Source organism: Sinorhizobium psoraleae, from assembly GCF_013283645.1.
Taxonomy (GTDB): Bacteria; Pseudomonadota; Alphaproteobacteria; order Rhizobiales; family Rhizobiaceae; genus Sinorhizobium; species Sinorhizobium psoraleae.
This window is the reverse complement of the sequence record NZ_JABEKV010000002.1, coordinates 703,199-725,134: the sequence shown is the minus strand read 5'-3', so window position 1 is coordinate 725,134 and position 21,936 is coordinate 703,199. Positions and strand designations below refer to the sequence as shown.

Annotated in this window: 19 protein-coding genes; 10 read left to right on the top strand and 9 right to left on the bottom strand. The window is 61.9% G+C overall.

The genetic code is table 11. The features are described from left to right. Positions 1-3: 3 nt before the first annotated feature. Complete coding sequence (locus ILFOPFJJ_RS12160) at positions 4-840, bottom strand: GNAT family N-acetyltransferase (RefSeq protein ID WP_173510801.1); 837 nt, start codon at positions 838-840, stop codon at positions 4-6. Positions 841-1,157: 317 nt separating this feature from the next. Between ILFOPFJJ_RS12160 and ILFOPFJJ_RS12155 the strand changes: the two genes are divergently transcribed. Continuing rightward, positions 1,158-1,826, top strand: a complete 669-nt coding sequence (locus tag ILFOPFJJ_RS12155; protein ID WP_173510800.1) for a haloacid dehalogenase type II — start codon at positions 1,158-1,160, stop codon at positions 1,824-1,826. 17 nt (positions 1,827-1,843) lie between these two features. Next, positions 1,844-3,118 carry an NAD(P)/FAD-dependent oxidoreductase gene (locus ILFOPFJJ_RS12150; RefSeq protein ID WP_173510799.1) on the top strand — a complete coding sequence of 425 codons (1,275 nt, stop codon included), beginning with the start codon at positions 1,844-1,846 and terminating at the stop codon, positions 3,116-3,118. Positions 3,119-3,392: 274 nt separating this feature from the next. Here the strand turns inward: ILFOPFJJ_RS12150 and ILFOPFJJ_RS12145 are convergent, their stop codons facing one another. The 6 genes from ILFOPFJJ_RS12145 to argE all read right to left on the bottom strand — a co-directional run bounded on the left by ILFOPFJJ_RS12145 (position 3,393) and on the right by argE (position 10,284). Then, positions 3,393-4,844 (bottom strand): NAD-dependent succinate-semialdehyde dehydrogenase, encoded by a 1,452-nt coding sequence (locus tag ILFOPFJJ_RS12145; RefSeq protein ID WP_173510798.1) that lies wholly within the window; start codon positions 4,842-4,844, stop codon positions 3,393-3,395. Positions 4,845-4,862: 18 nt separating this feature from the next. After that, on the bottom strand, positions 4,863-5,906 hold the full coding sequence (locus ILFOPFJJ_RS12140; RefSeq protein ID WP_173510797.1) for a tartrate dehydrogenase: 1,044 nt from the start codon (positions 5,904-5,906) through the stop codon (positions 4,863-4,865). 9 nt (positions 5,907-5,915) lie between these two features. Beyond that, the gene (locus tag ILFOPFJJ_RS12135; protein ID WP_173510796.1) at positions 5,916-7,379 is read right to left on the bottom strand and encodes an aldehyde dehydrogenase family protein; all 1,464 of its coding nucleotides are present in this window, start codon (positions 7,377-7,379) and stop codon (positions 5,916-5,918) included. 354 nt (positions 7,380-7,733) lie between these two features. After that, the gene (locus ILFOPFJJ_RS12130; RefSeq protein WP_173510795.1) at positions 7,734-8,087 is read right to left on the bottom strand and encodes a cupin domain-containing protein; all 354 of its coding nucleotides are present in this window, start codon (positions 8,085-8,087) and stop codon (positions 7,734-7,736) included. A gap of 126 nt (positions 8,088-8,213) precedes the next feature. Beyond that, a complete protein-coding gene (locus tag ILFOPFJJ_RS12125) occupies positions 8,214-9,137 on the bottom strand; it encodes a 2-hydroxyacid dehydrogenase (protein ID WP_173510794.1) in 924 nt (307 codons plus the stop codon). A gap of 22 nt (positions 9,138-9,159) precedes the next feature. Continuing rightward, positions 9,160-10,284 (bottom strand): acetylornithine deacetylase, encoded by a 1,125-nt coding sequence (argE, locus tag ILFOPFJJ_RS12120; protein WP_173510793.1) that lies wholly within the window; start codon positions 10,282-10,284, stop codon positions 9,160-9,162. A gap of 323 nt (positions 10,285-10,607) precedes the next feature. On the opposite strand from argE, the gene ILFOPFJJ_RS12115 reads away from it, so the two are divergent. Further along, the gene (locus ILFOPFJJ_RS12115) at positions 10,608-11,501 is read left to right on the top strand and encodes a GNAT family N-acetyltransferase (protein WP_173510792.1); all 894 of its coding nucleotides are present in this window, start codon (positions 10,608-10,610) and stop codon (positions 11,499-11,501) included. A gap of 435 nt (positions 11,502-11,936) precedes the next feature. Then, a complete protein-coding gene (locus ILFOPFJJ_RS12110; protein WP_173510791.1) occupies positions 11,937-12,167 on the top strand; it encodes a hypothetical protein in 231 nt (76 codons plus the stop codon). A 3-nt stretch (positions 12,168-12,170) separates the two neighbouring features. Here the strand turns inward: ILFOPFJJ_RS12110 and ILFOPFJJ_RS12105 are convergent, their stop codons facing one another. Both ILFOPFJJ_RS12105 and ILFOPFJJ_RS12100 read right to left on the bottom strand, forming a co-directional pair. Next, positions 12,171-12,905, bottom strand: a complete 735-nt coding sequence (locus ILFOPFJJ_RS12105; protein ID WP_173510790.1) for an alpha/beta fold hydrolase — start codon at positions 12,903-12,905, stop codon at positions 12,171-12,173. Between the two features lie 96 nt (positions 12,906-13,001). Then, entirely contained in the window at positions 13,002-14,981 is a 1,980-nt protein-coding gene (locus ILFOPFJJ_RS12100) for a 3-hydroxyacyl-CoA dehydrogenase NAD-binding domain-containing protein (RefSeq protein ID WP_173510789.1), read from the bottom strand. Between the two features lie 259 nt (positions 14,982-15,240). Here ILFOPFJJ_RS12100 and ILFOPFJJ_RS12095 point away from each other — a divergent pair, with 259 nt between their 5' ends. The 6 genes from ILFOPFJJ_RS12095 (at position 15,241) to ILFOPFJJ_RS12070 (ending at position 21,902) form a co-directional block, all read left to right on the top strand. Further along, positions 15,241-16,056, top strand: a complete 816-nt coding sequence (locus tag ILFOPFJJ_RS12095; RefSeq protein ID WP_173510788.1) for an alpha/beta fold hydrolase — start codon at positions 15,241-15,243, stop codon at positions 16,054-16,056. A 66-nt stretch (positions 16,057-16,122) separates the two neighbouring features. Beyond that, positions 16,123-17,226: an AbrB family protein gene (locus tag ILFOPFJJ_RS36210; RefSeq protein ID WP_210267404.1), complete on the top strand. Its 1,104-nt coding sequence runs from the start codon at positions 16,123-16,125 to the stop codon at positions 17,224-17,226. Positions 17,227-17,446: 220 nt separating this feature from the next. Beyond that, complete coding sequence (locus ILFOPFJJ_RS12085) at positions 17,447-17,947, top strand: tripartite tricarboxylate transporter TctB family protein (protein WP_173510787.1); 501 nt, start codon at positions 17,447-17,449, stop codon at positions 17,945-17,947. Positions 17,948-17,956: 9 nt separating this feature from the next. Further along, entirely contained in the window at positions 17,957-19,462 is a 1,506-nt protein-coding gene (locus ILFOPFJJ_RS12080; RefSeq protein WP_173510786.1) for a tripartite tricarboxylate transporter permease, read from the top strand. A gap of 171 nt (positions 19,463-19,633) precedes the next feature. Further along, positions 19,634-20,629 carry a Bug family tripartite tricarboxylate transporter substrate binding protein gene (locus ILFOPFJJ_RS12075; RefSeq protein ID WP_066870905.1) on the top strand — a complete coding sequence of 332 codons (996 nt, stop codon included), beginning with the start codon at positions 19,634-19,636 and terminating at the stop codon, positions 20,627-20,629. A gap of 79 nt (positions 20,630-20,708) precedes the next feature. Continuing rightward, a complete protein-coding gene (locus tag ILFOPFJJ_RS12070; protein ID WP_173510785.1) occupies positions 20,709-21,902 on the top strand; it encodes a CaiB/BaiF CoA transferase family protein in 1,194 nt (397 codons plus the stop codon). Positions 21,903-21,936: the final 34 nt, after the last annotated feature.

Below are 21,936 nucleotides of genomic sequence, written 5' to 3'. Positions count from 1 at the left end.
CGGTCAGCCGAGCGCCTGGTTGGCGAGGGCAAAGGTGTTAGCGATGGGATCGGCGGATCGGCGGATCGGCGGGTTCATCATGGTGATGCCGCCGCCGACATGGGCCATTCCTTGTTCGGCAAGCCAAGACGCGAGGCCGGTGTCGGCCGTGGTGTCCACTCTGATGAACCGGCCGGGCCGGGCGGCAATGAAGTGCGCGACAAGCGCCTTGGCATCAGCAAGATCGGCGGCAACGACCGGCCCGATGACCGCGCCGCGGCCAAAGGGGCGTATCGCCGCGAACCCCGAAACGTGGCTTTCGCTGCGGCGGACGGCAAGTTCACCGGCTTTGGCGAGATAAGCGATCAATCCTTTGCGGTCGGCGCCGAATGCGCGCCGGTCGAGCGCGGCAATAGCGTCGATGTCGGCAGCGGTTGCGCTCTCGATCCCCCGCGGCGCGGCGACGGCGCCGACCACGCCCTGGTGCTGCAGCACGCGCCCGGTCTCCTGAAAGCCAAGTTTCTCATAGAGCGCCAATCCCTCGGCGGTCGCCACGAGCCGCAGCGGCCGATCACCGGCGATCCGCAGCGCGGCGGCCATGAGCGTCCGGCCGAGACCGCGGCCGCGCATTGCCTCGTCGACGATGACCATGTTGATCGTCGCGCAGTTCGCCTCATAGGGCGTGACGAGCACAGTGCCGACGACTCGGGCATCGTCGATGGCTACGACGCCTTCGCTCAAGGCGAGCGCCATCTGCCAATCCTCAAGACGATGTGGCCAGCCGGCCTGCCGCGAGAGCCTGACCGCGGCTTCCAGATGCTCAGGACCGAAGGCGGTGATGTCGATCTGATTTGTCTGCATGGGATTTCCTTCATTTCCTGTCCTGAAGTCTGAAGGAGTGGCGGCCGGCAGATCGGCTGAAGGCTGCGGCCCACGCGATATCTTATAGCTTTGCTCTCACCGGCTGCCGCATCTTATGCTGGCGGGCAGGAGCGGAAGCGAAATGTGGCCGGCAAAAAGCCAGGGCGGCAGGCAAAGCTCGCAACCTTCTGCCAAAGCCGACTTTGGATACGATAGATTCTGCTTCGATCGTTGAGAAATCAGGTGAACCGAGGAATGAGCTGGCGCCTATGATCTTACACGTAAACCCTGATCCGGCTCTTTCGAGGATAGTTCACATGTCGACCTTCCGTCCGAAATACATCACATTCGATTGCTATGGCACGCTGACCAACTTCCAGATGGCGGAAGCGGCGCGCGACCTCTACGGCGAACAACTCGACGAGCCGCGCATGGCGGAATTCATCAAGAATTTCGCTGCCTATCGCCTCGACGAGATCCTCGGCGACTGGAAGCCCTATGCAGAGGTGGTGCACAATTCGCTCGAACGGACCTGCAAGCGCAATGGGATAAAATTCCGCGAGGAAGCGGCGCGCATGGTCTATGAGCGCGTCCCAACCTGGGGTCCGCATGCCGACGTGCCTGCTGGTCTCGCCAAAGTCGCCAAGGAGATCCCTCTGGTCATTCTGTCGAATGCGATGAACTCGCAGATCATGTCGAATGTCGAAAAGCTGGGCGCTCCCTTCCACGCCGTCTACACCGCCGAACAGGCACAAGCTTACAAGCCGCGTTTCAAGGCGTTCGAATACATGCTCGATATGCTCGGCTGCGGCCCGGAGGACATTCTCCACTGCTCGTCCTCGTTCCGCTATGACCTCATGTCGGCGCATGACCTCGGCATCAAGAACAAGGTCTGGGTCAATCGCGGCCACGAGCCGGCCAATCCCTATTACGGCTACGTGGAGATTGCCGGTATCTCCGGCCTGCCGGACGTCGTCGGGCTCTAAGAGAAGGCGCGTTCGCCATGAAATTCCTGTCCTACTGGCACGACACCGCCCCGGCCTTTGCCGGGGCCGCCCAGGGTCCGGTCGAGGGCCATTACGACGTCGCAGTGATCGGCGGCGGCTTCACCGGCCTTGCTGCTGCACGGCAGCTCGCCAAGGCTGGCGCCAAAGTCGTCGTGCTGGAGGCGGAGAGGGTTGGCTGGGGTGCCTCCGGCCGCAATGGCGGGCACCTCAACAACGGACTTGCGCATAGCTATCCGGCGGCCAAGGCGGAGCTCGGCAAGGAACGGGCTATCGCCCTTTACAGGGCGCTCGACGACTCGATCGACACGATTGAGGCCTTGATCGCCGAGGAGGGAATCGACTGCAGTTTCCGCCGCGCTGGCAAGCTGAAGCTCGCCTCCAAGCCTCAGCATTTCGAAGCGATCGCACGCAACTTCGAATCCGTGCACGCGGAGGTCGATCCCGATACGGCGCTTCTCAGAGCAGACGATCTTAAGCAGGAAGTCGGCTCACCCTTCTTCGGGGCGATGCTCTCGAAGAAGAGTGCCATGATGCATATGGGCCGCTATGTCGTCGGCCTCGCGGAGGCGGCCAAGCGCCATGGCGCCACGATTTTCGAGGGCGCGGCGGTCACGGAGCAGCGGCAGGGGGGCGGTCGGCACGCGTTGAAGACCATGCGCGGCAGCGTCACTGCAGATGCGGTGCTTGTCGCCACCGGCGCCTATACGCCTTCGGCCTTCGGCTATTTCCGTCGCCGGATCATCGCCGTCGGCAGTTTCATCATCGCCACCCGGCCGCTGACGGCGGCGGAGATCGCAGCGGCGATGCCGGGCAACCGCACCTGCGTCACGTCGATGAACATCGGCAACTATTTCAGGCTCTCACCCGACAACCGGCTGATCTTCGGCGGCCGCGCTCGCTTCTCGGCAAGCTCCGACCAGCGCTCGGACGCGAAAAGTGGCGCCATCCTCAAAACGAGCCTGGCCGAGATCTTTCCACAGCTCGCCAATGTGGAGATCGACTATTGCTGGGGCGGCCTCGTCGACATGACCAAGGACCGCTTTCCCCGCGCCGGCTTTCACGATGGGGTCTGGTACGCGATGGGCTATTCCGGCCACGGAGCGCAGCTTTCGACGCATCTCGGGGTGATCATTGCGGATGCCATTCTCGACCGGCCGGACCGAAATCCGCTGAAGGGTCTCGAATGGCCGGCTGTGCCGGGCCATTTCGGCAAGCCCTGGTTCCTGCCGATCGTCGGCATGTATTACAAGATGCTGGACAGGATCCAGTAGGCTGGCCGCGATGGCCATAGCCGCATGCGCTTTCCCGGCGCATGCTCAAGTCTTCCGAATTGCCCCTGAAGGATACGCATCCAGATCGCGAAGACTCCGCAGTCGAGTTTAAACCATCACCTTGCTTTAACGTACCCATACGGGCGCTACGCCTGGTCTCGAGGCGCGGGCGGATAAACGAAGGCCGGGCGGTGAGGGACCGCCCGGCAAAATCATCATGCTGACACTTATAGATGCCGGCGGACGGGTGGGCGATGCGCCGAGAACCGACGGGCTATCCCAGCCCGCCAATGTGGAAACTCTTCATTTCGAGATATTCCTCGATACCGGCCTGCGCTCCTTCGCGTCCGAGCCCCGACTGCTTGACGCCGCCGAACGGCGCGACCTCGGTGGAGATGGCGCCGGTATTGAGGCCGATCATGCCGAACTCGAGTGCTTCACCCACGCGCCAGGAGCGCTTCAGGCTTTCCGTGTAGAAATAGGCGGCGAGGCCGAACGGCGTGCCGTTGGCGATCGCGATCGCCTCTTCTTCCGTCTCGAAACGAAAGAGCGGAGCAACGGGGCCGAACGTCTCTTCGCTGGCGAGCAGCATTTCGGTCGTGGCACCGGTCAGTACGATCGGGGCGGCGTATTGCGGACCCTCCGGTGACCTGCCTTTCGCCGCAACCTTCGCCCCCTTGGCAAGCGCGTCCTCGACATGGCGGTTTATCTTTTCGATAGCCGCTTCGTTGATCATCGGACCGATCGCCATGCCGAGCTCGGTGCCTGGACCGACCTTCATGGCGTTCACGCGGGCGCCAAGCTTCTCCGCGAAGGCGTCGTAGACGCCGGCCTGCACAAGGATGCGGTTGGCGCAGACGCAGGTCTGGCCGCCATTGCGGAACTTAGAGGCAATCGCGCCTTCGACCGCGAGATCGAGATCGGCGTCGTCGAAGACGATAAAGGGGGCATTGCCGCCGAGTTCGAGAGAGAGCCGCTTGACGCTGTCCGCGGCTCCGCGCATCAGGAGCGAGCCGACACGCGTCGAGCCGGTGAAGGAGATCTTGCGCACCGTCTCGTTCGCCATGAACTCGTTACCGATCGCCGTTGGCATGCCGGTGACGATGTTGATGACGCCAGCCGGAATGCCGGCGCGCTCGGCAAGCACACCGAGGGCGAGCGCCGAAAAGGGCGTGAATTCCGAAGGCTTGATGACAACCGTGCAGCCTGCGGCGAGGGCAGGTGCCACCTTGCGGGTGATCATCGCGTTCGGGAAGTTCCATGGCGTCACAATGGCGCAGACGCCGACCGCTTCCTTCAGCACGACAATGCGGCGGTCCGCCGTCGGCGAGGGTATGGTGTGGCCGCCGATGCGTCGAGCTTCCTCGGCGAACCACTTGACGAAGGAGGCGCCGTAGCGGATCTCGATGCGCGCCTCGTCGAGCGGCTTGCCCTGTTCCATCGTCAGCAGTAGCGCGAGATCCTCGAGATTTTCGATCATCAGCGCATGCCAGCGTTCGAGCAACGCGGCGCGTTCGGCATGCGTCTTCTTCTTCCAGGGCCCGAAGGCGGCATTCGCCGCTTCGATCGCGGCGCGGGTTTCGTCCGTTCCCATGTCCGGGACGGTGCCGAGGACCGCCTGGCTGGCCGGCTCGATCACCTCTACGACCAAACCAGAGCCGGCATCGATCCACTCCCCGCCGATCAGCCCGGATGGCCGGAAAAGTTCGTTGTCCTTCAATTTCATGTGCTGTCCCTCCTGGAATCAGTCGAGCGCGGCGACAACCGCCGCTGTAATGGTTTCGGTTCTGTCTTTTCCCGGCACCGTGCCGATGCCGCGGGTGGTCGTTCTTTCGAGCGCCTCCATGACCCTCCGCCCTGCCTCTCTTTCCCCGAGATGCTCGAGCATCATGGCGCCGGACCAGATGGCGGCGATGGGATTGGCGATGCCGAGATGGGCGATGTCCGGCGCCGAACCGTGCACCGGCTCGAACATCGAAGGTGCGCTCCTGTCCGGATTGATGTTGGCGGAGGCGGCAAAACCGAGCCCGCCCTGAATGGCCGCGCCGAGATCGGTGAGTATGTCGCCGAAGAGGTTGGAGGCGACGACCACGTCGAGGCTTTCAGGCGCCATCACCATGCGCGCGGCCATGGCATCGATGTGGTAGCTCGTCACCTCGACGTCCGGGTATTCGGCAGCGAGCTCTCGCGTGATCTCGTCCCAGAACACCATCGAGTATTTCTGGGCGTTCGATTTGGTCACCGAGGCAAGCTTGCCGCGACGCTGACGTGCCTGCTCGAAGCCGAAGCGCAGGATCCGTTCGACGCCTGTGCGGGTGAAGATCGAGGTCTCGACCGCTACCTCGTCCACCGTCCCCTGATGGACGCGGCCGCCGGCTCCGGAATATTCGCCCTCGGTATTCTCGCGAATGCAGAGAATGTCGAAGACTTCAGCCTTCAACGGCCCCTGCACACCCGGCAGAAGCCGGTGCGGGCGAATATTGGCATATTGCACGAAGGCCTTGCGGATCGGCAGAAGCAGGCCATGCAGCGAAACGGAATCCGGCACCTCCGCCGGCCAGCCGACGGCGCCCAGAAGAATGGCATCGAACCGACGCAGGGTCTCGATGCCGTCTGCCGGCATCATCGCGCCGGTTTCCTTGTAGAAGGCGCAGGACCATGGGAACGGCGTACCGGTGAGCGTAAAGCCCGAATGCCTGGCGATGGTCGAAAGAACTTGCCAAGCGGCGTCGGTTACGTCCTGGCCGATGCCGTCGCCCGGAATCAGTGCGATCGAATAGGATTTCATTGAAGCTCCCTAGAGGCTGATGAGCACGCTCTTGCTCTTGCGGTTGGCGTGGTACGCCTCGCGGCCGAGATCCTTACCGATGCCGGAACGCTTGTAGCCGCCGGTCGGCAGGATGTGGTCGCGCGAGCGGCTGTAGCGGTTGACCCAGACGGTGCCGGCTTGGAGCCTGCGCGTCAGCCGCAGTGCGCGCGACAGGTCGCGGGTGAAGAGGCCGGCAGCAAGGCCGTAGGTCGGGTGGTCGGCGAGAGCCAATGCTTCCTCTTCGTCGGCGAAAGTCTGCATCGTCAGGACCGGACCGAAGATCTCTTCGGCAATCGCTGGCGAGGAGCTGTCGCGCACGGCCATCAATGTCGGTTGATAGAAATAGCCGGGCGCATCCATTGGGGCGCCCCCGACCAGGCATTCGCCGCCCGCCGAAACGGCCGCCTCGACGATGCCGTGGATGCGGTCCAACTGGCGCTTGGAGATGATGGGCGAGTATTCGGTTTCCTCGTCCCATGTCGGCCCGGCCTTCGCGGCCTTCATGCGCGTGACGATCGCCTCGGCGAGCGGGGCGGCGATGCTTTCCTCCACGATCAGGCGGGAGCCCGCGACGCAGGCCTGGCCGGCGTTCGAAAGCATGCTCTGCGCGATCGCCGCCGCCGCCTTTTCGAGATCGGCGTCGGCGAAGACCAGTTGCGGGCTCTTTCCGCCGAGCTCCAGCGTCATCGGCTTGATGCCGGTGCGCGCAATGTTGGCCATGATGGCAGAGCCCGCGCCGGTCGAGCCGGTGAAGCTCACCTTGGCGATGTCCGGGTGACCGGTGATGGCATTGCCGGTGACTGCTCCGTCGCCGAGTACGATATTGATGAGGCCGGCCGGCAGGCCGGCGCGAATCGCGAGTTCGGCGAGATAGACGGTCGAAAACGGCGTCATTTCCGAGGGTTTCAGCACCACCGCATTGCCGGCCGCAAGCGCAGGCCCAAGTTTCCACGCGGCCATCGAAACGGGGAAGTTCCACGGCGTGATGGCGCCGACGACGCCATAGGGCTCGGTCATGATCATGCCGAGACTGGCGTCGTCGGTCGGCACGAGATTGCTTCCTTCTTTGTCGGCGAATTCCGCGAAGAAGCGGATCTGCTCGGCGCTGACGGCAATGTCACCGGCGACGAGTTGACCAACGGGCCGGGTTGAGGAAAGCGCCTCGAGCTTGGCGAGGGTTTCCGCCTGGCTTTCGATCAGGTCTGCCCAGCGCTGCAGCACGACTGTGCGCTCGCGCGGCCGCACGCCGCCCCAGTTGCTCGCCTTGAGCGCCCTCTTGGCAGTTTCGACGGCGCGGTCGACGAGCACCTCATCCGCAAGCGGGCAGCCTGCATAAGGCTTGCCATCGGAGGGGCGGTACATGTCGATGACACCTTCGGCCGGCACCAGCCGACTGCCGATGAAGTGCCCGATGGGCAGGAAGAGACTGTCCGGATCAAAGCTGAGTGTCATCGCGCGTCCTCGGCATGGGCTTGAACACAAAGCTAGTGGAGGAACGCGAGCAGCATGCATCGACTGGCGATGCCGGGGCGGCGGAAAATTATGTTTTTGGCAGCATGACAGCCAAATCTTCGGCGGTCACACGGATGCCTGAGATACGTCGGTAAAGGCGGAGGCGATCCGAGGAGGGCGCGAGGAACAGAAAGCTCCGCCGCGATGGCCGGCAGCGGAAACACGTCTTATATAGCCAAGCGGAGCGGCGCAGTCGGTGATGACACGCCCCAAGAGCGTGCCATCTTCAGCATAAATGTACTGAGAATAGCTCGTGCGCGACCTGGAAAACGATCGGGTCGCGCGGCATCGGCGTCACATCACGGTCACGTAGATCTTGCGCACGGTCTCGATAGTCTTCCAGACGCCGACGAAGCCCGGCTTCATGACGAAGCTGTCGCCGCTCTTGTAGACGACGGGCTCCCCGTTTTCCGGCGTGAGTTCGACGACGCCCGAAAGGATATGGCAGAACTCGAAGGTCTCGCCCTTGATCGAGCGCGTCTCGCCCGGCGTCGCTTCCCAGACTCCGGTATGGATCATCTCGCCGCGGGCGACGTCTTGCGCCCAGGTCTTGAAGGCGGGATTGCCGGAGATCAGACGTTCGGGGAGCGGGCTGGACTCGCGCGGCGCGAAAGAGGGGTCGGTCTCGATGGTTTTCAAGAGCGACATGGTTTTCCTTTCCTGGGTTTAGAACTTGATGCCTTGTCGCCCGAAGGTGTGCTGCGGTTTCGGGGACAACGACATGCATGAAAACAAAGACGTGAAGCGTAACGCATGGCTCCGATTGGGTGCGCTTTAGTAGCCGCGACCGCGGTCGACCAGCCCGAACGGCTCGAGACCTGACCGATGCCGTTTGATGTTCTCGATCACGGCTTTGGCGGCGGTTTCCGGCTGGGTGACGCTCGCGATGTGCGGCGTCAGCAGGATCTTCGGGTGGCGCCAGAAAGAATGACCCGCCGGCAGCGGTTCGGGGTCGGTGACATCGATCACGGCCCCGGAGAGATGGCCGCTGTCGAGCGCTTGGAGCAGTGCCTGGTGGTCGAGTTGCGGTCCGCGCCCGACATGGACGAGTGCCGCACCGGCCGGGAGCCTGGCGAAGAGTTGGGCATTTAGCAGGCCACGCGTCTCGTCGGTCAGCGGCAGCAGGCAGATGAGAATGTCGGTCGAGCCCAGCAAAGCATCAAGACCGTTCCGGCCGTTCAAGCATTTCACGCCTTCGATTTCGTGCGGGCTGCGGCTCCAGCCGGAGAGCGGAAAGCCGAAAGGCATCAGCCGATCGAGTACCGCAGTTCCGAGCATGCCGAGGCCGAGCACGCCGACGCGGCGTTCGGCCGCCTGGACCGGCGCAATGGCCTGCCAATTCTCATCTCGCTGCCGCTCGAGATAGGCTGGCAGGTTGCGGTGAAGCGCAAGCACGGCGAGCGTCACATATTCCTGCATCATCCGGATGATGCCATCCTCGACCATGCGCACCACCTGCACATGCGGCGGCACGGCATCGATGCGGAACTGGTCGACGCCGGCGCCAATCGAGAAAAGGATTTCAAGATTGCTGTAGCGCGAGAGATCTTCGGGCACTGTCCAGGTGATCAGGTAGCGCACTGCTTCCGGATCGACCGCCGCCGGATCCGTGGCGAAAGGAATGTCCGGCAGTTCACGCGAAAACGCCTTGGCGAAGATTGCGCCACGTTCAGCGTCGGAATTGAAGAGGAAGGTCATGGTGCGTCTCCTTCGCGAAGCCTCAAGCGCGGCAATTTTCGCCGAGCCGCTCGATCATCGCCTGACAGGCCAGGAGCTCATCGACGTGAATGAATTCGTCGGGCTTGTGGGCGCGGCCGATCTCGCCGGGGCCGCAGATGATGGCGTCGATGCCGGCGCGCTGGAAAAGTCCGGCTTCGGTGCCGTAGCTGACGGCTGGGAGAGGCTGGAGACCAGTCAATTTCTCAAGCAGGCGCGCAAGCGGTGCATCGGGACCGAGCGAAAGCGCCGGATAGGAGCTAAGCTCCTGCCATTCCACTTCGAAGCCTCCTGTCAACAATGCCTCGGCGGCCTGCCGCACCGGCGCGAGCAAGTCCGCCGGATCGATACAGGAAATAGCCCGTGCCTCGAACTCGGCCTCGCAGGTGTCCGGAATGATGTTGACCGTCTGGCCGCCCTTCACCGTGCCGATCTGCAGTGAGGAGTAGGGCGGCTCGAAGACATGCTCGAAGGGACCACGGGTCAGTCGGTCGGCTTCTGCGACCGCGCGGGCAAGGACACTCGTAACAGCATGGATGGCGTTCAGCCCCTGGTCGGGACGTGACGAATGGCCCGAACGACCTTTGACGGTCAGTCTGGCGGCAGCTTTGCCCTTGTGGGCACGGATTGCGCGCAAGCCGCTCGGCTCGCCGACGATCGCACCGATCGGTCTGGTGCAGAGTTCCGGCAAGCGCGCGATCATGTGCGGCACACCGCGGCAGCCCGCCTCCTCGTCATACGAAAAGGCGAGGTGCAGCGGCTCGCGAAGCGGCTTGGCCGCGAGCCTGGGAACGGCGGCGAGAACGGCGGCGAGGAAGCCCTTCATGTCGGTAGCACCGCGCCCATGGAGCCGGCCCGCTTCCGCGCGCAGGCGGAAAGGATCACTCGTCCAGCCGGTTTCAGCCGCCGGAACGACGTCCATGTGACCCGATAGAATATAGCCAGGCGCCTCTTTCGGCCCGATGGTGGCGAAGATGTTCGACCGATCGCCCTCTGGACCAGGAAGGACAGTGACTGCGATGCCGTGGCTTTCCAGATACCCGCGGATCCAAGCCACGATGCCTTCATTGGGCAGGCCGACGACAGAGCGAAAGCCAACGAGCGTCTCCAGGATTTCCGTTGCTTGCATCGGTGCCCTCACAACATGTCCGGCTTGTCCAAATCGATGCCGTCGATCATGCGTTCATAACGAAAGGTTTGATATCGGCGGGCCGCCGCATGAGGCGCAGGCAAGCGACCGGAGGTTAGCTTTTCGCTCGGTACCTTAGAAGCCTGTGAACGATTTACATGCTGAAAGCGCGTTGAATTCGGAGGATTGTTGTGCGCGCAATGCGCTCTCAAGCGAATCGTATCGTGGGTCAGGTCCTATTGTGAGGAAGAAAACTTTCGCCACCGCTTGGCTGTATTGGCGAAGACGAGACGAAAGCAAAAACAATGGCGGGGAGGCAAGGGTTGGACGCTCCGGCAGCCGAAACTAAAGTGATCGACAGCTTCAAAATGCACGTGGCCACAATCGAGAGCGCCAATCTCGAGCAGTTGCATGCCTTGTCCGTTTCCGTCGGTTGGCCTCTCCGCTCCGAGGATTTACAGTTTTTGCGCGAGTGCGGCCACGGCTATGTCGCACGCGATGACATTGGCAGGCTAACAGGCTCGGCCATGTGGTTCCCGCGTGGCGACGATTTCGCGACCATAGGCATGGTGATCACTTCCCCGCGGTTGCAGACAAACGGCACCGCACGCTGGCTCATGGATCACGTGCTTTCGGATTGCCGGGGATGCAATCTCAGGCTCAATGCGACGAGGGCCGCCCGCCGTCTTTATCATTCGCTCGGTTTCCAGCCCCTGCGGACCATATATCAATGCCAGGGCATTGTCCGCCGCCCGGCCGACGCGACCACTACGACGGAGCAGCCATCGGTCCGGCGACTGGAACGCGAGGACCTTGCTGCCGTCGCTGACCTGGATGCAGAGGCATTCGGCGTTTCGCGGGGGGCACTGATTGGCAAACTCTTCGGCCAATCAGTGGGCTACGGCTTGCTTCGTGCGGGTCGGCTCAGCGCTTTTGCGCTTTGTCGCCCCTTTGGCAGGGGCCATGTTATTGGCCCGGTCGTTGCGGACTCTGATGCTGACGCCATCGCAGTTATCCGACAGCATGTGGCCGCCCATGAAAATCAATTTCTGAGGCTCGACACACCGGTCGAAACCGGCCCTTTCGCCACATTCCTCTCACAATCCGGCCTGACCGTCTTCGACACGGTGCTCGCAATGTCCCGTCGAGGCAAAGGCCTGGCGGACGTGATACCGGGAACAAACCTCTACGGCCTGGCAAGCCACGCTCTTGGCTGAGCCTTTACTGCCCTGCAACGGCAAGATCATACCCGCGAGCCTCACAGCAACTTTAATCCTCGAACGGAACCGGGTCCCCAGCTAATTCTTGTGCGATCGTAGATTGTAGTTCCCCCCTGACACAAAATGGGGCCACCTGCCAGAAAGAAGTGGAAGTAACTGCAAAATCGGGGGAATCCGAAAGACGTCGTGATCCAGAAAATCGAACGCTACAAGCCCAAATTGTGCCTGCCTGGGGACCTTGGATTCTCACATGATTTCAAAGGCTTAGCGGAAAAGCCTTGAAATTCCCTACGTTTTCCCATCGCGAGCGACCGTGGATGCCATCTTTGTGCCCTGGCTTTGGGCCTCAGTCAACAGGGCGGGCGAGCGGCAATAATTTCCGCTTCTGGGGCCTAAGCGCGAGCTTGGACAGCCAACTGCTGAGTGACGGCAATGCGCGCGGAAGCGGACATTGCGGTCGAGCCCGAAACGGGCGCATTTGCGCGCCGCACAGCCCGCGATTTCTGCTCAGTCTCAACACACTGGCTGGCGTTTGAGAACGTCGCAGTCCAGTATCGCCCGGTCGGCAACCAGGGCGCTCCGAAGGCGACGCAGCCTCTTGGATCAGGGTGTGCCGGATTGCTACCAGAAATCCCGCAGGTGTTCACCGCCGGCATGGCCTGATTCTTAGCGTATCTTTCGAGTACTGTACTCACGTCGGTGCAAGGCCTTGCGGGAAAGCCACTCTTTGATGGTCTCGAAAACTCTTCGTGGCTGTTCGAAGGGAAGCAGATGACCAGCATCTTCTATGATCACGGATTCGGCGTCCTGCAGCATCCCTGCGATGGCATCGTGCGCGACGGCTGTCGACAAACGATCTTCTGAACCGGTAATCAGCAACACCGGAAACTCGAACGTGCCTAAGTATGTAGTAGCATCGGGTCTCACGAGCAGTGCACGGTTCTGCCGCTCGTGCACCTCAGGCGGACAATCTTCGACCACCTCTTGAATACGAGACACCAAGTCCGCGTTCCGCATACTTGCAGCCGAGATCACTTTCGGAATCCAACCACGCGCGTAGGCAATCATGTCGGCATTCGCTTCTGCGATGCGGGCCTCGCGCTGAGGGGCTTCATGTACATCTGGGCCTTCGGCATTCGTACTGGCGAGAACCATGGCCCGGATACGTTTTGGTGCTTGGCGGCCCATTTCCATGGCTACGCGACCACCCATCGAATGTGCAAGGACAATCAACTCGCCGTGTGCTTCAGACAGCGCGCGTGCTGCCATCCCTTCCAACGTCATATCGCTGCTTGTATCGGCCACATGCACGGTTGTTCCCTCGCATTTCAACGCATCCGCGATGGTGCTCCAGGTGCGAGCATCAGACATGATGCCCGGAATGGTTACGATTGTTGTCATGGTTTGATCTCCGCCTTGGGAAGCAATTGTGAGTGAACCTTCGCGCGCGAGGGTGTGCCAAGATCGAAACAACGCTGAAACGGAGTGGCTGGATACTTATGGAGCATCAGTCGCTTGCAATGCTTTGCTTCCCGACATGTACATGGGCCCGCCGCGATGGCGGGGAAAGCCATAGCCTGAGACCATCACAACATCGATATCGGCGGCGCTTTCGGCAATTCCTTCGGCAAGAAGCGCCTCGCCCTCCTGCTGCATCACTCTGATGACCCGCCGAATGATCTCCCCGTCCGAAAATCTCCGGACGGTCGAAGCTGTCCTTACCCTCTCGTCCTCGATGATGCGCGTGACTGCCGGATCGGTTTGGGGCTCGCCTGTACTGTAATCGTACCAGCCTTTCGTCGCCTTACGTCCCAATCGTCCAAGCTCGCACAGCCTGTCTGATATGTGGCAGTACGGCTGCGACCTGTCTCGCGTCGCGCGAGCGGCCCTGCGCTGCGCCCAGGCAATATCAAGTCCGCTCAGGTCCTGGACCGCGAAGATGCCCATGGGGAAACCGAACGCTGTCATGGCGCTATCGATCTGTGCCGGTAAAGCCCCCTCGAGAAGCATGAACTCGCAGTCCCGCCGATAGGCGGCCAGGATCCGGTTGCCGATGAAGCCATGGCAGACGCCCGACACCACCGCAATTTTTTTCAGCCGCTTGGCAAGAGCCGAGCCGGTCGCCAGGGCGCGATCATTCGTGCGCTTGCCGCGGACGATTTCCAACAGCTTCATGACGTGGGCGGGTGCGAAAAAGTGCAGACCAAGCACCCTGGCTGGGTTGGCCGTCGTTTCTGCCAAGGCGTCGACGTCGAGGTAGGACGTGTTGGTCGCCAGAACTGCCTCGAGCGGCATGACCGCATCAAGTTGAGCGAAGACCTGTTTCTTGACGTCGACATCCTCAAACACCGCCTCGATCACGAGGGGGCAGGCGGACAGCGAGACGTAATCGTGTGTCGCCGTCAGCCGTTCGAGAGCGTCGTCTGCCTGCGTCAGCGTGATCGCGCCCCGCGCAGCGCTTGCCTGCAGGGTCTCCAGAACCCGCTGCCGCGCCGCCGCAACTGTAGCCTCGTCCCGCTCGAGCAAGCTTACGGCGGTGCCTGACAGGAGCAGCGCGACCGCGATGCCGGCGCCCATGGTGCCGCCGCCAACGACACCCACGTGAGAAAGATCCGCTGGTTCGGCCTTGATGGCTGCAAGGCTCTTGCCCGCATTCCGTTCCGAGAAGAAGGCGTAGCGAAGAGCCGCGGCCTCTTCGGAAATAACGAGCCTCCGGAAACGCTCCCTTTCCTTCCTCAAGGCGTCGCGGCCCGAGAGGGAAATACTCTCGCGAACGGCCTCCAAGGCTTCCAGTGGCGCCTGCGCACCTCTCGCCTTTCGGGCGAGCGCCGTCGCGGTCGAATTCCAATCGACCGTCTCCGCATCCGGGCAGGGCCGATCGACCAACGGTGCAGGCATGGGGTGGGTCAGCAGCTCGCGCGCGAGCGCTTCTGCAGCTTCCAGCAGATCACCTTCGGCGATGCGATCGACGAGCCCGATCTTCAGGGCCCGATCGGCATCAATTGGCTTGCCGCTCGTCACGAGTTCGACGGCATCAGCGATCGGCACCAGTCTCGATAGGCGCACGGTACCGCCAGCGCCGGGGATCGTGCCCAAGCTCACCTCGGGCAAACCGAGCTTCGTTCCTGGGTCGGCGATCCTTGCGTGGCAGCCGAGCGCCAACTCCAATCCTCCGCCGAGGGCCGTTCCATGAATTGCTGCAATCCACGGCACGCGCGCGCCTTCGATCGCCTCTATCACTTCCGGCAGGATCGGCGCCTGCGGCGGCTGCCCCAGTTCGCGAATGTCGGCGCCGGCCACGAAGGTTCGACCGGCGCATCGCAGAACCACGGCTCTGACGGCCGCATCCTCTTCCACTGCGTGCACCGCATCGATGAGACCCGCCCTGACGACGTGGCTCAACGCGTTGACCGGCGGATTGTCGATGGTGACGATCGCGAGCCCGTCGCGGCATTCGTAGCTGACAAAGGATGTCATAAGTCCTCCACTTCCAATCACGGATGGCGCTGCCGCTCTCTAGGGCGGTGTACCGCCACAACCGCGGAGCCGCGGGACCGGCAAATTTCGGGCGCACTTTTGCGGCCCGACAGCATGCGCCTGTGAACTGCGTCTATAGCGAGGAATGAATGGGCAGTAACATAACCAATTGTTTGATCTGGACTTGCCAATAGGCAGGTGCAACTCCGCCGCTTCAGCCGGTAAGTTCTCGGCTGGAGCGGGGAAACATCGGCACTCTATGAAACTCTATTTTGAAGCTGATCCTGACCGCGGGCAACCGCCGCTGCTGCTGGTTCACGGCCTGTTGTCGAGCCGGAACCATTGGATTCCGAATCTGCAACTCGCCAAGCATTTCCGGCGCGTCCGAATTGATTTGCCCGCTCATGGGCTTTCACCCACTCCAGGCGAGCCGAGCGCCGCAACCCCGGAGGCGGTCGTGAAGGCGATCGATGCGGTTCGCGAGCGTCTGCAGATCGACAAGTGGCATATCTGCGGTCAGAGTTTCGGTGCGGCACTGACGTTGCGCTATGCCCTGACGTACCCCAAGCGCGTCCTCGCGCAGATCTTCACGAATGCAAACGGCGCCTTGCGTGCCGACTGGACGCAAACGGACGACCAGCGCAATCGGGCATCTATCGAAGACATCCGCAGGAATGGGCATGCCGCCATGCGCCGGATGACCTATCACCCATGCCATGCCAAGCGGTTTCCGCCGGACGTTCGCGACCTGCTCAGCAAGGATGCAGACGCGACGGATGCTACAGGAATTGCCCTGCTTCTCGAACAGGCGACACCGGTGCTTTCGGTACGCGCACGACTCGGCGATCTGCGCACCCCGACGCTTCTCATTAACGGCCGCTGGGAAAACCAATTCCAGCCTGCCCGGAATTGGTTGTCGGAGGCGCATCCCCACATCGCCATCATCGACATCGAAGGCGGACATTCGATCAATATCGAACGTCCACAAGAGTTCGACGCCGCGGTAGTCGACTTCCTGTCCGCGCGAGAACGAGGCCCCGCGTGGCAATTCGGTACGCAATGGCAGGCGAAATGACGTCATCTCGATGCCTATGCTGCGCGGTGCGGAACAGCGAAGACCTGTCGAGCGGGGGCCACGCGCGTGCCGCCATCGGGTGAAACCGCCGACCGCCAGCTTCTGGCGCGCCTTGTCGCTGTGTACCTGTTCGGTGCTGGCGCTGGGGCGTTTGCGGCATGGATCGGTTCGCCGCTGCCATGGATGATCGGATCGCTGCTTGCCACGGCATCGCTCTACCTGACGGGCGTGGTCGACATCACCATACCTGTCAAGACACGGCCGATCGGCCAGATCGTCATTGCGTCGCAGGTGGGCGTGTATTTCTCACCCGCCGCATTCGCCATGCTCCTGGCTTTCGCACCGCTCCTGATCGGGATGGCACTCGCCACGGCATGTTGTGCGCTCGTGGTCGCGCTCTTGCTCGCGCGTGTGGCCAATCTGAATCTGACCGCAGCCTTTCTCTCCTCTTTGCCGACGAGTCCGGTGGAGGCAGCCGTGATGGCCGAACGCTACAAATGCAATCCGGGACCGGTCATACTCTCGCAGACCGTGCGGATCGCGTCCGTTGTGGTCCTGGTTCCCGTCGCCATCTACATAATCGATGGATGGCCAACTCGCGACATGGTGCGGACAACGCCCGAGCTCGAGGCAATTGGTGTCGTCCTTCTCGCCGGTATAGGAATGGCCGGGGCGTTGCTGGCCCGAACATGTCGCGTGCCCAATCCCTTCTTCCTTGGTCCCTTGGCTGCCTCTTCGGCGATTTCGGCGCTTGGCGTTGCCCCGTCCTTCTATCCGTCAGTCGTTCTTTCCGGCGCGCAGATCATTCTTGGCGTCTGGCTTGGCTCGACCTTCCGCAGATCACTCTTCGCTGCGGCCGGGCGACTCGTCACGGCTTCCATCGTCACGACGCTTCTCATGCTCGCCCTTACGTCGATGATCGCCGTCATCGTCTCCTGGATGGCCGGACTGAGCTGGGAGCTGATTGTGCTGGGCACTGCACCGGGCGGCATCACCGAGATGGCGCTGACAGCGAAGTTTCTGGGCCAGGATGTCGCGCTGATCACAGCCTTTCATTTGACCCGCATCTTCATCCTGATGCCGAACATTCCCTGGATCATCCGGATGATCCACAGATTTGAGCGTCGCCGAAATTGCCGCGACGGCCGCAACGGTTCGGATCGGCCGTGACGTTCGCCTTCGCGTGCGTGGCCAGCTTGACCAAAGCGAATGAACATTCTGCCCAATATATACTCAGTTCAATTCACTGCTCTCATTGCCCATAACGAAGATCGAGGCCGTGCCGCAGGGCGTGCCTCTTTGCGCCGTCATCTCACAACACATCGAACGGCGCTGGAGGAAATGGCTGCCGCGCGGCACTTGCCGAAAGACGGCAGCAAGGAGGAGACCAATGGAGAATGAGGCTCTCAACAAGGGCGAGGAGCCCGTGCAGGGCTATGTCCGCATACCTTTGTCGATACTAGAAATCGCGACCGGCCTGATCGTGCTCGCGATTCTCTCCTGGTACGTCGTCGAAGCGTACCACTTGCCGAAGCCGTTCAATTCAACGGATGTCGGCGCAGGCGGCTTCCCGCTTCTCGTTGCCTTCGGGACTGGTATTGCAACCGTATCGATGATCGGTCTCGCGGTCGCGCGGCATATGGGCAAGATGGGGAAAGCCGACAGCCGTTGGAGGCGACCGCTTTTTGTTCTGACCGTCGCTCTACTCCTTGTCGGTCAGGCCGTGACCTTTGAAACGCTGGGTGTCTATCTCTGCACCGCGCTCTTCTCCGCTGCGATCATGGTGGCGGCTGGCGAGCGCCGCATCCTGCATGTGCTGGGCGTGTCCATCGGCTTGGTCGCATTCATCTATGTTGTGTTCGCGCTTGCGTTGAACGTTGTCTTTCCTTGAGGGGCTGCCATGATTGAAAACCTTCTCTCAGGCTTCTCGGCGTTCGGCGATCCGCTGGTGTGGCTGAGCCTCATCTTCGGCTCGCTCGTCGGTTATCTCATCGGGGCGATTCCTGGTCTCGGCCCCAGTCTCGGCGTCGCATTGCTCATCCCATTCACCTACGGGCTTGACCCCGTCGTCTCGATCGTTGGCCTGGTGGCCTTGTATGCCGCGGCAGAATATGGCGGCGCGATCACCGCCATTCTCATCAACTCGCCCGGCACGTCGGCCGCAGTCGCGACGGCTTGGGACGGCTATCCGCTGAGCCAGCAGGGAAAGGCGGGCGAAGCCCTCCTGGTGTCGATCGTCACATCCGGCATCGGTATCTTCATCAGTGCCCTGTTCCTGCTGTTTACCGCCGTTCCGCTCTCGGAATTCGCATTGCGGTTCGGACCCGGTGAATACTTCGCTCTGGCGCTTGTCGGGCTCAGCCTGGTGGTCGGCCTTGCGGAGGGCTCGGTTGTCAAGGGCGCGGTCGCGATGGGCATCGGTCTCGCGCTCGCGACGGTCGGGCTGGATACGCAGACCGGCACGCCACGTTTTGCCGCGTCGGTAGAGCTCTTCGAGGGACTGCCCCTCGTGCCGGTGCTGCTGGGGCTTTATGCGCTTTCGGAGGTCCTCTTCCTCGTCGAAGAGGGCGTGACAGCCAAGATCAAGAGCGCGCCGCTTGGCGGCTGGCGCACCTGGAACTGGAAGGGCCTATGGTCGCTCAACGGCGTCGTCTTTAGAAGCTCGGTGCTCGGCTACATCATCGGCATCATTCCCGGTGCGGGCGCGTCCATTGCCTCCTTTATTGCCTATGCGGTGGCCAAGAAAACTTCCAAGACTCCGGAGCGATTTGGCAAGGGATCTATCGAGGGTGTCGCGGCCTCGGAAGCGGCGAACAACGCTGCCGTCTCCGGTGCGATGGCACCTTTGCTTGCGCTCGGCATTCCCGGTTCCCCGACGACGGCGGTGATGATCGGCGCCCTGATGATCCAGGGCATTCAGCCGGGGCCTCTGCTGTTCAGCCGCAACCCCGAGATTCCCTACACTATCTTCGCGTCGCTCTGGATCGGCGTGCCGGTCATGGTGTTCATCGGGCTTGCCGGTGCGCGTGCCTGGGCTCATGTGGCAAACATTCCCGGTCCCGCTATCGCGGCGATCGTCGCGGGAATTTGCCTTGTGGGGGCCTACGCCTCCGAGGGCACCATGTTTCCGGTCTACGTGATGACTGCCTTCGGTATCCTCGGTTACCTACTTAGAAAGGTGCAGGTTCCGCTGGCACCGATAATTCTTGCTCTGGTGCTTGGCGAGATGATGGAAACCAATTTCCGGCGGGCGCTGATTACGTCCCATGGCTCTCTTGAGATCTTCTACACCTCGCCTCTGACGGTCGCGTTGCTTTTGACAGCCATCCTCGCATTCGCGCTTCCGGCCGTTGGCTTCATTCGGAAGCGCCGGCGTGCCGCCATGGCCGCCGATCCTTCGGTGTAAGGCTGACAATGCTCGGACAGTCGGTTCATCCATTCGCTGTCCGAGCATGATGACCAAGAATTGCGGTCATCTGACCTGACTAAATCTCAGTTCATTCCGCGGGTCCGAGATACCACACTGGTCACATCGTGGAGGACCCTGTCTCTTTCATTCAAACTTGGGAGGAGTTTCATGTCATTCAATCTGTTCAAGGCAGCGCGCGCGTTCACGGCGGTTGCGTCTTTCTCAGTCGTTGCCTCTCTGGGCAGTCCCGTCGTCGCGGAGACGGCTTGGAAGCCATCAGGCCCTGTAAACGTCGTCATGCATACCAAACCGGGCGGAACGGCGGACATCTTCATCCGCACTTTGGCGCAATCCCTGGAGCCTATGATCGGTCAGCCGATTGTCGTGGTGAACGCGCCGGGTGCCGGAGGGGCGACCCAGATGGCTCATGTCAGCCAAGCCAAGCCCGATGGCGTGACGATTGGCATCAACACGATGAGCCATTTCACGAGCATGTTGACCAATCTCAAGGGAACATTCTCGGTCGACGACTTCTCCTGGATAGCCTCCACGCAGGAAGACCCGATCATCTATTTCGTTCGCACGGATTCCGAAATCAAATCACTGTCGGACCTCGTCGCAAAGGCGAAAGCCAGCTCCGGCACAATCAATATCGGCGGGTTCGGGCCCGTGGGCTCAATGCAGCATCTTGGCACGGCCATGCTCGAGAGCGCAGCAGGCGTAAAGTTCAATTGGGTCGGTTTCGACTCGACTCCCGACATCATGACGGCCTTGCTTGGTGGGCACGTGGATGTGGGCGTTTCGAATCTCGGGCCGACCGCACCCTTCTTCGAATCCAAGCGGATCATCGGTCTCGGTGTTCTGGGTGAAAAGCGGCTCAATGGCCTGCCGGACGTTCCGACCTTCGGCGAGCAAGGCTACAAGGTCGATACGAGCTGGGTGCAGGTGCGCGGCGTCTTCGGTCCGAAGGACATGCCGCTTGAACTCCAGCAGCAGATTGCCGACGCCATCCACGAGGCGATGAAGGCGAAGACCTACCAGGACTACGCCCGCAGCACTGGTGTCATCGATTCCTGGATGGGGCCGAAGGAATATGACGCCTTCGTACGCGACGTCAGCAAGATCGCGACCAAACAGCTCGAGGCAGCCGGGCTTCTGCAGTAGTCGGATGCCTCTGCGTGAGATGCTCCGGCGGAACCGCATCCGCCTGAGTAAATGAAGGAAGAATGGATAAGGAAAGACCATGACGAGGGCCCTTGCCGGTTTCCGTGTCATAGACACCACCCACGTGCTGGCGGGACCGTTCGCCAGCTATCAGATGGCCGTGCTCGGCGCCGACGTGATCAAGGTCGAGGATCCGTCCGATCCGGACCAGGCGCGCCTTCAGGGCTCAGATCGCGATCTCAGCAGTGCCGGCATGGGGACTGCCTTCATGGCACAGGCGTCGAACAAGAAGGCGGTTGCACTGAACCTGAGGACCGAATCCGGCCGTGACGCCTTGAAGCGGCTCATCGAAACGGCGGACGTCTTCGTCGAGAACTACCGGCCCGGTGCATTTGAAGCCTTGGGGCTTGGCTACGAAGAACTACGCGAACGTAATCCCAGCCTGATCTACTGCTCGATCTCTGCTTTCGGCTCGACCGGACCGCGCCGGGAGCAGACGGGCTATGATTCCGTTCTGCAGGCGTTCTCGGGCATGATGGCTATGACCGGCAGCGACGATGGCGATCCTCTGAAATGCGGCGCTCCCGTCGTTGACTATGCAACAGGTACAACGGCCGCCTATGCCATCACGGCGGCCCTCCTGCAGCGTGAACGCAACGGCGTCAGCGGGCAGTTCGTCGACGTCTCCATGCTGGACGTGGCGCTCGTCCTGTGTAGCCCCTACGTCACGGGATATCTGTGGAATGGCAGTCATCCGAAGCCGAAGGGCAATCGATTTCCCTTCGCCACGATCGGCCAGTACCGCGCCTCTGACGCGGAACTGATGATAGCGGCGTCGAACCTCGAGCAGCAGCGCCGCCTGTGGATCGCCCTCGGGCGCGAGGATCTTATAAAGCAGAACAACAATCAGCGGCTGGACAGCCATGCCGAGGAGGAGGCTGCGCTCAGCAGCATCATCGTCACCATGCCTGCCGACTACTGGGAGCATTTCTTCCGGGAAAGGCGGATACCAGCGGCGCGAGTGCGCCAGCTCAAAGAGGCGCTTGCGGATCCGCAAATTGCATCGCGGCCGCTTCTGCACAAACACTCGGCGCCCGGTACGTCGACGGATGGCTTGGTGGTTCCCGTCGCGGGCTTCACCATGTCGAAGAGCGCGCCCGGCCTGAGTTTCCCGCCGCAGCCCCTCGGTGCGCAAACTGAGGAGATCCTGCGGGGGATCGGTTTCGACAGTGCGGACCTCGAGAGGCTTCGTGCTGAAGGCGCGATCAACTGAAAGGCGGAGAACATGAGACGCCGACATGTTTTGA

Coding starts and splice junctions, on each gene's coding strand:
- ILFOPFJJ_RS12160 (WP_173510801.1), bottom strand. CDS start 840: ATGCAGACAAATCAGATCGACATCACCGCCTTCGGTCCTGAGCATCTG.
- ILFOPFJJ_RS12155 (WP_173510800.1), top strand. CDS start 1,158: ATGTCGACCTTCCGTCCGAAATACATCACATTCGATTGCTATGGCACG.
- ILFOPFJJ_RS12150 (WP_173510799.1), top strand. CDS start 1,844: ATGAAATTCCTGTCCTACTGGCACGACACCGCCCCGGCCTTTGCCGGG.
- ILFOPFJJ_RS12145 (WP_173510798.1), bottom strand. CDS start 4,844: ATGAAATTGAAGGACAACGAACTTTTCCGGCCATCCGGGCTGATCGGC.
- ILFOPFJJ_RS12140 (WP_173510797.1), bottom strand. CDS start 5,906: ATGAAATCCTATTCGATCGCACTGATTCCGGGCGACGGCATCGGCCAG.
- ILFOPFJJ_RS12135 (WP_173510796.1), bottom strand. CDS start 7,379: ATGACACTCAGCTTTGATCCGGACAGTCTCTTCCTGCCCATCGGGCAC.
- ILFOPFJJ_RS12130 (WP_173510795.1), bottom strand. CDS start 8,087: ATGTCGCTCTTGAAAACCATCGAGACCGACCCCTCTTTCGCGCCGCGC.
- ILFOPFJJ_RS12125 (WP_173510794.1), bottom strand. CDS start 9,137: ATGACCTTCCTCTTCAATTCCGACGCTGAACGTGGCGCAATCTTCGCC.
- argE (WP_173510793.1), bottom strand. CDS start 10,284: ATGCAAGCAACGGAAATCCTGGAGACGCTCGTTGGCTTTCGCTCTGTC.
- ILFOPFJJ_RS12110 (WP_173510791.1), top strand. CDS start 11,937: ATGCGCGCGGAAGCGGACATTGCGGTCGAGCCCGAAACGGGCGCATTT.
- ILFOPFJJ_RS12105 (WP_173510790.1), bottom strand. CDS start 12,905: ATGACAACAATCGTAACCATTCCGGGCATCATGTCTGATGCTCGCACC.
- ILFOPFJJ_RS12100 (WP_173510789.1), bottom strand. CDS start 14,981: ATGACATCCTTTGTCAGCTACGAATGCCGCGACGGGCTCGCGATCGTC.
- ILFOPFJJ_RS12095 (WP_173510788.1), top strand. CDS start 15,241: ATGAAACTCTATTTTGAAGCTGATCCTGACCGCGGGCAACCGCCGCTG.
- ILFOPFJJ_RS12085 (WP_173510787.1), top strand. CDS start 17,447: ATGGAGAATGAGGCTCTCAACAAGGGCGAGGAGCCCGTGCAGGGCTAT.
- ILFOPFJJ_RS12080 (WP_173510786.1), top strand. CDS start 17,957: ATGATTGAAAACCTTCTCTCAGGCTTCTCGGCGTTCGGCGATCCGCTG.
- ILFOPFJJ_RS12075 (WP_066870905.1), top strand. CDS start 19,634: ATGTCATTCAATCTGTTCAAGGCAGCGCGCGCGTTCACGGCGGTTGCG.
- ILFOPFJJ_RS12070 (WP_173510785.1), top strand. CDS start 20,709: ATGACGAGGGCCCTTGCCGGTTTCCGTGTCATAGACACCACCCACGTG.